Source organism: Mycobacterium sp. (assembly GCF_036273375.1).
Classification (GTDB): domain Bacteria; phylum Actinomycetota; class Actinomycetes; order Mycobacteriales; family Mycobacteriaceae; genus Mycobacterium.
In genome coordinates this window covers 1-12607 of the sequence record NZ_DASUHS010000162.1, presented here as the reverse complement: position 1 = coordinate 12607, position 12607 = coordinate 1, and the positions used below count along the sequence as shown (strand labels likewise).

General features: G+C 67.6%; 11 protein-coding genes. 6 read left to right on the top strand and 5 right to left on the bottom strand.

Annotated elements, in window-relative coordinates; translation table 11 throughout:
• The coding region (locus VFW69_RS15555; RefSeq protein WP_526502403.1) for an Hsp70 family protein at positions 1-485 on the bottom strand (485 nt) is incomplete at its 3' end.
• Between the two features lie 493 nt (positions 486-978).
• Between VFW69_RS15555 and VFW69_RS15550 the strand changes: the two genes are divergently transcribed.
• Positions 979-1572, top strand: a complete 594-nt coding sequence (locus tag VFW69_RS15550) for a hypothetical protein (protein WP_526502402.1) — start codon at positions 979-981, stop codon at positions 1570-1572.
• 26 nt (positions 1573-1598) lie between these two features.
• Here the strand turns inward: VFW69_RS15550 and VFW69_RS15545 are convergent, their stop codons facing one another.
• A complete protein-coding gene (locus tag VFW69_RS15545; RefSeq protein WP_526502401.1) occupies positions 1599-2249 on the bottom strand; it encodes a DUF1345 domain-containing protein in 651 nt (216 codons plus the stop codon).
• A 19-nt stretch (positions 2250-2268) separates the two neighbouring features.
• Here VFW69_RS15545 and VFW69_RS15540 point away from each other — a divergent pair, with 19 nt between their 5' ends.
• The 5 genes from VFW69_RS15540 (at position 2269) to VFW69_RS15520 (ending at position 10624) form a co-directional block, all read left to right on the top strand.
• On the top strand, positions 2269-2901 hold the full coding sequence (locus VFW69_RS15540; protein ID WP_526502400.1) for a hypothetical protein: 633 nt from the start codon (positions 2269-2271) through the stop codon (positions 2899-2901).
• Between the two features lie 135 nt (positions 2902-3036).
• Positions 3037-4713: an Hsp70 family protein gene (locus tag VFW69_RS15535; protein WP_526502399.1), complete on the top strand. Its 1677-nt coding sequence runs from the start codon at positions 3037-3039 to the stop codon at positions 4711-4713.
• A gap of 252 nt (positions 4714-4965) precedes the next feature.
• Complete coding sequence (locus tag VFW69_RS15530; protein WP_526502398.1) at positions 4966-8001, top strand: (Fe-S)-binding protein; 3036 nt, start codon at positions 4966-4968, stop codon at positions 7999-8001.
• A 32-nt stretch (positions 8002-8033) separates the two neighbouring features.
• Positions 8034-9326 carry a pyridoxal phosphate-dependent aminotransferase gene (locus VFW69_RS15525; RefSeq protein ID WP_526502397.1) on the top strand — a complete coding sequence of 431 codons (1293 nt, stop codon included), beginning with the start codon at positions 8034-8036 and terminating at the stop codon, positions 9324-9326.
• Positions 9327-9358: 32 nt separating this feature from the next.
• Complete coding sequence (locus VFW69_RS15520) at positions 9359-10624, top strand: YibE/F family protein (RefSeq protein ID WP_526502396.1); 1266 nt, start codon at positions 9359-9361, stop codon at positions 10622-10624.
• Here the strand turns inward: VFW69_RS15520 and rfbA are convergent.
• From rfbA to VFW69_RS15505, 3 genes are all read right to left on the bottom strand, one after another.
• Entirely contained in the window at positions 10566-11441 is an 876-nt protein-coding gene (gene rfbA, locus VFW69_RS15515) for a glucose-1-phosphate thymidylyltransferase RfbA (RefSeq protein ID WP_526502395.1), read from the bottom strand. The genes VFW69_RS15520 and rfbA overlap by 59 nt on opposite strands.
• A 28-nt stretch (positions 11442-11469) precedes the next feature.
• Positions 11470-11841, bottom strand: coding sequence for a nuclear transport factor 2 family protein (locus VFW69_RS15510; protein ID WP_526502394.1), 372 nt, complete (start codon positions 11839-11841; stop codon positions 11470-11472).
• 29 nt (positions 11842-11870) lie between these two features.
• The coding region (locus VFW69_RS15505; RefSeq protein ID WP_526502393.1) for a maleylpyruvate isomerase family mycothiol-dependent enzyme at positions 11871-12607 on the bottom strand (737 nt) is incomplete at its 5' end.

Below are 12607 nucleotides of genomic sequence, written 5' to 3'. Positions count from 1 at the left end.
TTCTCGCCCTTGTCCAGGCCGTAGGCCAGTGCCGCGGCGGTGGGCTCGTTGACGATACGCAAAACGTTGAGGCCGGCGATCTGGCCCGCCTCCTTGGTCGCCTGACGCTGGGCGTCGTTGAAGTACGCCGGCACGGTGACGACGGCGTCGGTGACGTCCTCGCCCAGGTACGCCTCGGCGTCACGCTTCAGTTTCATCAGCACGCGGGCGCTGATCTCCTGAGCGGTGTACTTCTTGTCGTCGATCTCGACGGACCAGTCGGTGCCCATGTGCCGCTTGACCGAACGGATGGTGCGGTCGACGTTGGTGACCGCCTGGTTCTTGGCGGGCTGGCCGACGAGCACCTCGCCGTTGCGCGCGAAGGCGACGACGGATGGCGTCGTCCGCGAGCCCTCGGAGTTGGCGACGACGACTGGGTCTCCGCCCTCGAGAACTGCGACGACGGAGTTGGTGGTCCCGAGGTCGATACCGACCGCACGAGCCATAGTGATTCCTCCTGAATATGTAGAGCGTGTTTGGTGCCACTATGCTGAGTGAACCCCGCTCAAGCCTGCCCTTGGACCGGTGGGCTGTCAACCCGGTATTGAGTGTGGTTCGCTCAACTTGTCGATCATGTTAACGGCGGCCGGTCCCGCCTTGTTCCCGGGGTGGCTAAAACTCGTGCATTGCCGCAGATTGACCGTGCGTCCAGGGCCGAAAATCGCGCGAAATCCATCCCTAGGTGCACACTCGACACCTTCAGCGCACACTCGACCCAGCGGTCAGCGGGCGACGGCTTCCTCGATTAGCGTGATCAGCCACCGCAACGCCGATAAGCTGTTGGGGCTCTAGAGGCTCCCAACAGATCCGCGGTCGGTCGGTCACGCGGTGATAAACCCGGGCCATCGGCTCTGTATCGATAGCCGCGCCGGGGCAGCGACGTTCGCCTTTCGGTGGGTAACCTGAGTGCCGCTATTCGAATCGTCTGGGGAGCGGCGGGTGCGGTTTTCGGAGAATGCGCGGCGGAGCCTGGCCGGTGGTTCGCTGCTGCTCGTAGCCCTGCTGGCCGGTTCGGAGCTGGTCTCCGGCTGCAGCTCCATCACCGGGGGCCGGCCGGTGGCGTCGCCCGGAGCGGGGCCCACCGAACCGTCTTTCCCCACGCCCAGATCCACACCGCCGTCGGCCACCGCCGCCCCTGCCCCGGGCCCGGGCCCGTCCGCCGCGCCGGCGAACCCGACCAATCCGGCGGGCGCCATCCCGCTGCCGCCCGACCAGAACGGTTACGTCTTCATCGAGACCAAATCCGGGGTGACGCGCTGCCAGATCAACAAGGACACCGTCGGCTGTGAGGCACCGTTCACTAACTCCCCGTTGCAGGACGGTGAGCACGCCAACGGCGTCAGCATCAACACCGGCGGCAAGGTGCAGTGGGTGCTGGGCAACCTGGGGGCCATCCCGACCGTCCCCATCGACTACAAAACCTACGCGGCGCAGGGCTGGACGATCGTCGCCAACGCCGACGGCACCCGCTTCACCAACGACCAGACCAGGCACGGCATGTTCGTCAGCGTCGAGAAGGTCAACACGTTCTGAGCCGCCGCGGTGTAAGCCAGTCCGGGTCAGAGCTTGGAGCCCAGCCCCGCGATCAGATTGATCGTCACCGCCAGGACAACCGCCCCGAGCAGGTAGGACAGCAGTGCATGACGCAATACCGTCGCCCTGATCGAGGTCAGTCCGATCTCGGTGTCTGACACCTGGTAGGTCATACCGACGGTGAAGGCGATATACGCGAAATCCCGAAAGCGGGGCGGCTCGGGATCGTGAAAGTTGATGCCGCCCGGGTCATCCGAGTAGTAGAGCCGCGCGTAGTGCACAGCGTAGAGCGTATGCACGGCGACCCAGGACGCCGCGACGGTCAGGACGCCGAGGACGGCGGCCGCCACGGCTTCATGGCCCGATCGTGAGCCCGCGGCCACCACGTAGCCGACACCGCCCAGGCTCGCGACGCTCGCCGACAGGATGACCGCGTCGGCGACCCACCGGGTCGGGTCCTCCCGCGTCGTCCAGCGGCAGGTCTGCTCGGCATCCATGCCGAGCAGGCTGAGATGCGTCCACACCGCATACATTCCGGCGGTGGCAATCCAGCCGGCCAACGCATAACGCCAACCGACCGTGTTGCCCACCACGACAGCGACCGCGACCCCGAGGGCCACGCAGACTGATATTCGGACCGCGACCGTGTCTCGCAACAACTTCACCAGGGAATCCACGACCCTGACCTAACCACCAATGCGGGTCGTCAGCCCACGTTCTTCAGCGCACGACGGCGCCGGCCCGAGTTGCATCAGGAGATTGGCAGGTGCGGTTAGTACCATCGATGCCGTGGCATCCAATGGCCCACGCGACGACTTCCACAACCAGCCGACGCAGCATGGCGACTTCGGCGCGCCCGAACAGCCGCCGACCGGCCAGGTTCCGGCATCCGGTCCCGCGCCGAACCCGCCCGACGGGTTCGAGCAGCCCGGTGACGCCGACCCGTTTGACCAGGAGGCCGAGCCGACCCCCTGGTACCGCAAGCCCGGGATGCTCATCGCCTGGCTGGTCTCCGTCGTCATCCTGATCGCGTTGATCGTCTTCGGCGTCATCGAGCTCATTCACGGACAACAGACCGTCAGCCACACCCCGAAAACGACGACGAGCACGACGACCACCACCACGACGACGACTCCGACGACCACCACGACCACCACGTCCTCGCCCAGCGGCGCCGAACAGCCACCAGCGCAGCAGCCGACGCAGCAGCAGCCCAGCGGAGGACAGACGCAGCAGCCGTCGCACCACCACCATTTGCCGCAGCTACCGCCGGTCATCACCGTTCCAGGGGTGCCGAATCCGGTCACGGTGCCGCCCGGGCTGCGTTAGCGAGTCGGTGGCGAACCCGATCACGGTTCCACCGCCCAGCGCCGGCGAAGCCCTACACTCGCTGCAATCCACAGTCGCCACGGTGAGGACCCACCGCGCGACGGTAACGGGACAACTGACACAGGGGTGCAGCACATGAGCGAGTCGCTCGGGCTATCGATCGGGGTGGCCAATTTGGTGGCAGCCCGCGCGGGCAGCGCTCCGATAACCCGCAGCTCCGTATTGACCCTGTTCGAACAGCGACCCACCGAAGTTGGCCTGCCAGAAGAAAATCCGAATCTGACCGAACCCGGACTGGTGCTGCGGGGATTCGTCGAACGCGTCGGCGACCGCGCGCCATTGGTGGCGGCCGACGGCACCAATTACCTCGGCGCGGCGCTGACGGTCGAGGCGATCGAGGCCATGGCCCGCGCGGTCGGCTACGGGACACCGATCACCATCGCGGTGCCCGCCTACTGGTCCGACGACCAGTTCGCGGCGCTGCGTGAGGAGTTCTTCGCCCAGTCGGACCTGGCGCGCGGCGGGGTGGCGCCGATGCTGGTTTCCGACGCCACGACTGCGCTCGCGGCGCTGCGCGGCACGCCGGGATTTCGGGCCGACGGCGTTATTGCCCTGTGCGACTTCGGCGCCGGCGGCACCACCGTCACGGTGATGGACGGCAAGGCGGGTTTTGCGCCCGTCGGCCCGGCCGCGCGGTACAGCGATTTCTCCGGCGACGCGATCGATCAGCTGATTCTGGATCACCTGTTGGCCTCCGACGTCAGTACCGCCATGCTCGGCGGTACCGCGCGGGTCGGGTCGCAGGCCCGCCTGCTCGGCGCATGCCGGCGCGCCAAGGAGCAACTGTCGACGGCCGCGGTGAGCACCATCGCCGGGGCGTCCGGCGAGGGTGCCCAGCTGTCTCGCACCGAATTCGAGCAACTGATCTCCGCACGGCTGGACCGGTTCCTCTCGTCGGTCGAGGAGTCATTGCGGCGCAACGCGATTACGAACACCAGGCTGAGCGCCATGGCGATCGCCGGCGGTGGCGCGAACATCCCATTGCTTAAAGCGCGCTTGTCGCAGCGCTTCGGGGTACCGGTGCACAGCACCGCGCAGCCGGCACTCAGCGCCGCCCTCGGCGCAGCGGTGCTCGGCCCGCAGTACGCGTCGGGCGGAGCTCCGACCGCCGCGGGCGCCGCCGTGGAAACACCGACCGAAATGGTCGGCACCGCCGGGCTCGACATGACCCAGGCCGCGTGGGGGGCCCAGGCCACCGACGTGGACGACGCCCTGGCGTGGTCGCAGGACGCCGACAACGACGAGCCGGTGCCCTATACCGGGCGCGACGCCACCGGCGAGTACGCCAACGAGGCAAAGGAATTCGACGGCGCGACCGGCAGTCGCTCCGCCGCCGCCCAGGGGCGACTGCCCTGGTACAAGCGCACGGCGCTGGTGTTGAGCGTGGCCGGCGCGGGCGCGGCGGTGCTGGTGGCCCTGATCTTGGCGATCAACCTATTGCTCACCAAGTCCACCCCGGTCAGCCCCACGTCGCCGCCCAGCCAACCGTCGCAAACGGTGACCATCACCGGACCGAACGACAGCACCACCGTCACCGTGGTCCCGGCGCCGCCGCCGCCGTCCACCGAGGCGCCCGCCACCACCACGACGCCCGCGCCTGCGCCGTCGACCACCACCACGACGGCGCCGCCGAGCACGACCGCCCCGCCCACCACCACGACCGCCCCGCCCACCACGACGTCCGAGGCGACCACCACCGCCGCGCCTACGACGACGCGCGTAAGGCCCCTGCCGCCCATCTTCGGGCGCTGACGGAGACCGGTTGCCCCTGGGCCACCAAGGGGCCGCGGTAAAACGGGCATTTAGCCAAATTTCGTGGCGCTCATCACTTCGGCGAGCGTCACATCCAATGAATGGGTATCAACCAGCAGGCCAGAGCACCGGCGAACTCCCAAGTTAGGGCAGCCTTTCTCGCGCTGAAAGCCGCGGAGATGTAACTATGAGCGGGGCTTTAGCAGGCAAATAGGCACGGGCCGAATTATCTATGCATTGGGGAGACCTTCTGTGACGACGCAGATGCTCATCAGGCTGATCGTGGGCATGGGCATGACGCTGGTCGTGGCCGCACTCGCCGCACGGCGTGTCCTGTGGCTGTTCAAGCTGATCACGTCGGGCAAGCCGGCCCCGGGTCACACCGACGAACCCGGCAAACGCGTCTGGGCCGAGGTCTCGGAGGTCTTCGGTCAGCGAAAGCTGTTGAAGTGGTCCATCCCCGGCCTGGCGCACTTCTTCACCATGTGGGGCTTCTTCATCCTGCTCACGGTCTACATCGAGGCCTACGGGCTGCTGTTCCAGGACAACTTCCACATCCCGATCGTCGGGCGCTGGGACGCACTCGGCTTCCTGCAGGACTTCTTCGCGACCGCCGTGTTCCTCGGCATCGCGACTTTCGCCGTCATCCGTCTGATGCGCAGCCCGCGCGAGATCGGCCGCTCGTCACGGTTCTACGGCTCCCACACCGGCGGCGCCTGGCTGGTGCTGTTCATGATCTTCAACGTCGTCTTCACCTATGTGTTCGTGCGCGGAGCCGCGGTCAACAACGGCACGCTGCCCTACGGCAAGGGCGCCTTCCTGTCGCAACTGTTCGGCGTCATCCTGCGACCGCTGGGCCAGCCCGCCAACGAGATCATCGAAACGACGGCCCTGCTGCTGCACATCGCTGTCATGCTGGCGTTCCTGATCATCGTGCTGCACTCCAAGCACATGCACATCTTCACGGCGCCGATCAACGTCATCTTCAAGCGGCTGCCCAACGGCCTCGGCCCGCTGCTGCCGCTGGAATACGACGGCAAGCCGATCGACTTCGAAAACCCGCCCGACGACGCGCAATTCGGTCGCGGCACGATCGAGGACTTCAGCTGGAAAGCCATGCTGGACTTCGCCACCTGTACCGAGTGCGGGCGCTGCCAGTCGCAGTGCCCGGCGTGGAACACCGGAAAGCCGCTCTCGCCCAAGCTCGTCATCATGGACCTGCGCGACCACTGGATGGCCAAGGCGCCCTACATCCTCGGCGATAGGGAAAGTCCCCTCGAGAGCACGCCGGAAGGCGGGATCGGCGAGGACCTGTCCGGCGAGAAGCACGCCGAGGCCCACCACGTCCCCGAGTCCGGCTTCGGCCGCATCATGGGATCCGGCCCCGAGCAGGCCAACCGGCCGCTGGTCGGCACCGAGGAACAGGGCGGCGTCATCGACCCCGACGTGCTGTGGTCCTGCGTGTCCTGCGGCGCCTGCGTCGAGCAGTGCCCGGTGGACATCGAGCACATCGATCACATCATCGACATGCGCCGCTACCAGGTGATGATGGAGTCGGAGTTCCCCTCGGAACTGTCCGTGCTGTTCAAGAACCTGGAAACCAAGGGCAACCCATGGGGCCAGAACGCGTCGGATCGCACCAGCTGGATCGACGAGGTCGACTTCGACGTCCCGGTTTACGGCGAGGACGTCGAGAGCTTCGACGGCTACGAATACCTGTTCTGGGTGGGTTGCGCCGGCGCCTACGACGACAAGGCCAAGAAGACCACCAAGGCCGTCGCGGAGCTGCTGGCCATCGCCGGCGTCAAGTACCTGGTGCTCGGCACCGGCGAGTCCTGCAACGGTGACTCCGCGCGCCGCTCGGGCAACGAGTTTCTGTTCCAACAGCTGGCCGCCCAGGCCGTCGAGACCCTGGACGGGCTTTTCGAGGGCACCGAGACCGTCGACCGCAAGATCGTGGTGACCTGCCCGCACTGCTTCAACACCCTGGGCCGCGAGTACCGCCAGCTCGGCGCGAACTACTCGGTGTTGCACCACACCCAGCTGCTCAACCGGCTGATCCGGGACAACAAGCTGGTGCCGGTGACGCCGGTCGCACAGGACATCACCTATCACGACCCCTGCTACCTGGGCCGGCACAACAAGGTCTATGAGGCGCCGCGCGAGCTGATCGGGGCCGCGGGAGCGAACCTCACCGAGATGCCACGGCACGCCGAGCGCAGCTTCTGCTGCGGCGCCGGCGGCGCGCGGATGTGGATGGAAGAGCACATCGGCAAGCGCATCAACCACGAACGCGTAGACGAGGCGTTGGCCACCGGGGCCGCCACCATCGCCACCGGTTGCCCCTTCTGCCGGGTGATGGTCACCGACGGTGTCAACGACCGTCAGGAAGAGGCCGGGCGCAGCGGCGTCGAGGTGCTCGACGTCGCGCAGATCCTGCTCGGGTCCCTCGAGTACGACAAGTCGACGCTGCCGGAGAAGGGCACGGCCGCCAAGGAGGCCGAGACGCGGGCTGCCGAGGCGCCCAAGGCCTCGGCGGCCACGGCAACGGCACCCGCCGAAGCGCCGTCCGAGGCACCAGCCAAGGCCGAGGCGGCGCCGAAGTCTGAGGCCACTGCGGCTCCCGCCGCGCCCGTCAAAGGGCTGGGCATCGCCGGCGGCGTCAAGAAGCCGGGCGCCAAGAAGGCGGCGGCCGAGCCGGCCGGAGAGGCCAAGGCGGACACAGCCGCTCCGGCGAAGGGTTTGGGCATCGCCGGCGGCGCCAAGAAGCCAGGCGCCAAGAAGGCGGCGGCCGAGCCGGCCAAGGCCGAGGCACCGGCCGATGGCGACGGAGAAGCCAAGGCACCCGCCGCACCGGTGAAGGGCCTGGGTCTGGCCGCGGGCGCCAAGCGACCCGGCGCCAAGAAGGCGGCGCCGGCGGCCGAGACCCCTAAGGCCGAGGCAACCGCGGAAGCGGCCCCCGAAGCCCAGACCGAAACCAAGACCGAGTCCAGCGCACCCGCGGCCCCGGTCAAGGGCCTGGGCATCGCCGCGGGCGCCAAGCGACCCGGCGCCAAGAAGGCGGCACCGAAAGCCGAAGCACCCGAGGCCGCTGCACCCAACGCCGAGGCACCCAAGGCCGAGGAGCCTAAGGCTGAGGCTGCGCCCGCCGGACAGGCTGAGGCCGAACCCGAGCCGGCGCCGAAAGCGGAGCCGGCAAAACAGACCGACGGCGACGATGCATCGTCGCAGCCACCGGTCAAAGGCCTGGGCATCGCCCGTGGGGCGCGTCCCCCCGGCAAGCGCTGACCTGCATCTTTTCGGCTTGACAGCAAATATCAGTGGACAGCGATGGCACCATTAGTGGGGTGACCACCCATCAACTGCCTCTGCCCGCGTCGGGTCATCACCGGCCGCAGCGTAGTTTCGCGCAGTCGTCGAAGCTTCAGGACGTCTTGTACGAAATCCGCGGGCCGGTGCACGAGCATGCGGCGCGGCTGGAGGCTGAGGGGCATCGCATCCTCAAGCTCAACATCGGCAACCCGGCGCCGTTCGGCTTCGAGGCGCCCGACGTGATCATGCGCGACATGATTCAGGCCCTGCCGTACGCCCAGGGATACTCCGACTCGCGGGGCATCCTGCCCGCCCGCCGGGCGGTGGTCACCCGCTACGAGTTGGTCGACGGATTCCCCCGCTTCGACGTCGACGACGTCTATCTGGGCAACGGGGTGTCCGAGCTGATCACCATGACGCTGCAGGCCCTGCTCGACAACGGCGACGAGGTGCTCATCCCGTCGCCGGACTACCCGCTGTGGACGGCGTCGACCTCCCTTGCGGGCGGCACGCCCGTGCATTACCTGTGCGACGAGACGCAAGGCTGGCAGCCGGACATCGCCGACATGGAGTCCAAGATCACCGACCGCACCAAGGCGCTCGTCGTGATCAACCCGAACAACCCGACTGGAGCGGTCTACACCAGCGAAGTCCTCACCCAGATAGTCGATCTGGCGCGCAAGCACGAGCTGCTGCTGCTCGCCGACGAGATCTACGACAAGATCCTTTACGACGACGCCAAGCACATCAACCTGGCCACGCTGGCGCCGGACATGTTGTGCCTCACGTTCAACGGCCTGTCCAAGGCCTACCGGGTGGCCGGCTATCGGGCCGGCTGGCTGGCGATCACCGGGCCCAAGGACCACGCCGGAAGTTTCATCGAGGGCATCAACCTGCTGGCCAACATGCGGTTGTGCCCCAACGTTCCGGCGCAGCACGCCATCCAGGTGGCCCTGGGCGGTCACCAGAGCATCGACGACCTGGTCCTGCCCGGCGGGCGGCTACTCGAGCAGCGCGACGTCGCCTGGACCAAGCTCAACGAAATCCCGGGAGTGTCCTGCGTCAAGCCCACCGGCGCGCTCTACGCGTTTCCCCGCCTGGATCCCGAGGTCTACGACATCGAAGACGACGAACAACTCGTCCTCGACCTGCTGCTGCAGGAGAAGATCCTGGTCACCCAAGGCACCGGCTTCAACTGGCCGGCACCGGATCACCTGCGCATCGTGACGCTGCCCTGGGCCCGCGATCTGGCGGCCGCGATCGAGCGGCTGGGCAACTTCCTCGTCGGCTATCGACCGTAAGCATCCGCGCGGCCGCCTCTACGGTGGAGCGGGTGACGCACTCCCACTCGCACAGCATGCCGTCGGGCCCGTCCGCGGTTGATCCGTTGCCCGCCAGGATTGTCGTGGGCTTGTTGGTCGCGATCGGCGTGGCGGTAGCGGTGGGCGCGATCGTGCTCTGGCCCAGCCGACAGCACGTCGACATCCCGATGCCGCTGCAGAACGCGGCCGGCGGCGCGGTGAGCACGCAGGCCGGGCACGTGCTGTCCAGCGGAGTCGGCGACTGCGGGAGCCCGTCGGTCAGTCAGGTCCTCACCGGCACGCCGCAGCAGGCCCCGCCGGGCGCGGGGCGGTGCGTTTTGACCCAGGTCTCGATCGATTCCGGACCCAACGCCGGGGCCCAGACACTGCTCGAGTCCTCCCCCGGACCCGGCCAGCCGAAATTCGCGGTGGGCGACCACATTCGGCTCGTCCGTCAGGTCGACGACCAGGGCGCCACCAGCTATGCGTTCTACGACTTCGAACGCGGCTGGGCGCTGGGAGGTTTGGCGATCGCATTCGCGGTGGTGATAGTGGCCGTGGCGCGCTGGCGCGGGCTGCTGGCGCTGGTGGGCATCGTGGTCGCGTTCGTGGTGCTGGTGATGTTCTTGCTGCCGGCGCTGCGCGACGGTGCGCCGGCGGTGCCGGTGGCGCTGGTGGCGTCGGCGGCGATCCTGTACGCGGTCATCTATCTCGCGCACGGGGTGAACCTGCGGACCAGCGCCGCACTGCTGGGCACACTGTCGGCGCTCCTGCTGTCCGCCGGATTATCCTGGGCGGCAATACAACTGGCGCACCTGACCGGACTATCGGACGAACAGAACAGCACCGTCAGCGCGTATCTGGGCAGCGTGTCGATCGGCGGGCTGCTGCTCGCCGGCTTCATCATCGGGTCGCTGGGTGTGCTCAACGATGTGACGGTGACCCAGGCCTCGACAGTGTTCGAGCTCGCCCACCTCGGCGGCTCGCGGCGGGCGATCTTTCTGGGCGCCATCCGTGTCGGCCGAGATCACATCGCCAGCACGGTCTACACGCTGGTGCTGGCCTACGCGGGCAGTTCGCTGCCGCTGCTGCTGTTGTTCAGCGTCGCCAACCGCTCGTTGACCGACGTGCTGACCAGCGAGAGCGTGGCGATCGAGATCGCCCGCTCGGCGGTGGGCGGTATGGCGCTGGCGCTGTCGGTGCCGCTGACGACCGCGATCGCCGCGGTGCTCGCCAAACCTACTGAAATCGACTCCGCTCCAACAGGTCCAGCAGATAGCCGCCGTAGCCGGACTTGAGCAGGTGCTGTGCGCGCTCGGCCAGTACATCGTCGGTGATCCAGCCTCGCCGCCACGCAACTTCCTCGGGGACGCTGACCTTCAGGCCCTGCCGTCGCTCCAGGGTGCGCACGAAATCGCTGGCGTCCAGCAGCGAGTCGAACGTCCCGGTGTCCAGCCAGGCCGTGCCGCGGGTCATCACCTCGACCGAGAGCCGGCCCCGGCTCAGATAGATCTGGTTGACCTCGGTGATCTCGTACTCGCCGCGCGCCGATTTCTTCAGGCCCTTCGCGATTTCCACCACGTCGTTGTCGTAGAAGTACAAACCCGGTACCGCGTAGTTGGATTTCGGCGTCTTGGGCTTCTCCTCCAGTGACAGCGCCCTGCCGTCGTCGCTGAACTCGACGACGCCGTATGCCGACGGGTTGGCGACCCAGTACGCGAAAACCGCTCCCCCGCTGACGGATTGGAAACGGCTCAGGCTGGTGCCCAGGCCCGGGCCGTAGAAGATGTTGTCTCCCAACACCAAAGCCACCGGCTCGTTGCCGATGTGCTCGGCGCCCAGGACGAATGCCTGGGCCAGACCATCGGGGTTCTCCTGTGTCACGTAGGTGATGTTGACGCCGAACTGCGAGCCGTCGGCCAGCAGCCGCTCGAATCCCGGCGCGTCATGTGGGGTGGTGATCACCAGGATGTCGCGGATTCCGGCCATCATCAGGGTGGACAGCGGGTAGTAGACCATCGGTTTGTCATAGACCGGCAACAGCTGCTTACTTATGCCCGTGGTGATCGGATGCAGGCGAGTGCCCGATCCGCCGGCCAGGATGATTCCGCGCATTAGATAGCTCCTGATGCCTTGATCGGCCCTATTCGACGGCGTCGGACTCGGTGAGCTCGGTGGCCGCCAGCGCCGTCGCCAAGCTGTCGTGCCGGAAGACCGAGGTGACATGGTCACGGACCACGCGGAATGCCAGCGCGTTGGTGGTCGCCCCCGGACCGTCCGGGCTGCCCAATTTTTGCTCGGCGACGACGACGCCGTCGTGCACATACATCTGGCCGAGTTGCGCGGTCGCCCTGTGCGAGGTGGCCCAGGTGCGCAGCGCCTCGTGGCCCTGCGCGGCCCCGTGCGCGTCGCCGATCTCGATGTCGTCGCTGGACAACGACTCCAGGGTGGCCAGGTCAGAAGCGTTGAGGGCGTCGTGCCACGCCAGAACGGTGGCGATCTCCGATGTGGTCATGATGTGCAAATTACCGTGCGGCCCCTCGGCTAGAGTGGCGTACCGGCCAACCAGCGCTCCCACACGGCGTCGTCACCGAACAGCTCGACACTCGTCTCGGCCAGCGGCCGGCGGCGCAGGATCGCCAGCAACAGCTCGGTCGCGCCTCCGCGTAGCGCGGCACTGCCCTTGCCGTGCCGATGCGACCAGGCGATCCGGCCCTGCTCGACGGCGATGGTCCACTCGCCGTCTTCACCCAGCCCCGGATCGGTGGCGTGCAGATGCAGGGTGTCGCCCTCCTCAAGCGGAAGCGGAGTTCCCTCGCCACCCGCCTGGATCGCCACCCGCTCCAGCCATTCGGTGATCCCGTCGGCGGCCACGTCGGGTTCCAGGGTGAAATCGCTGCCCAGCGCGATGGCCGCGTCGGCGCGGTGCACCGCGACCTCGTGCAACCGGCGCCGGACCCACCAGTTCGCCGCCCGGGTCCCCAGGAATGTCCACACCGGTGTTTGGACCCCGGTCAACTCGACGGCGTCGATCAGCCGCTGAGCACCGCCGTGCAGCCAGGCGATCGCGCCGGCCGGATCGGGCGGCGGCTTGCCGCCCTCCACCGAGCGGGGATCGAGGTAGCTGTCGAGTCGCTCGCGCACGATCTGCGCCGCCCAGCGATCGCCGCGGCCGACGTGGCGGAATAGTTGTCGCAGGGTCCAGCCCGGGCAGGTGGGCACGGGCGTGGATTCGTCGACATCCCGAAAAAGCTCTGCGAAAGCCCGATTCTCGTCGAGGA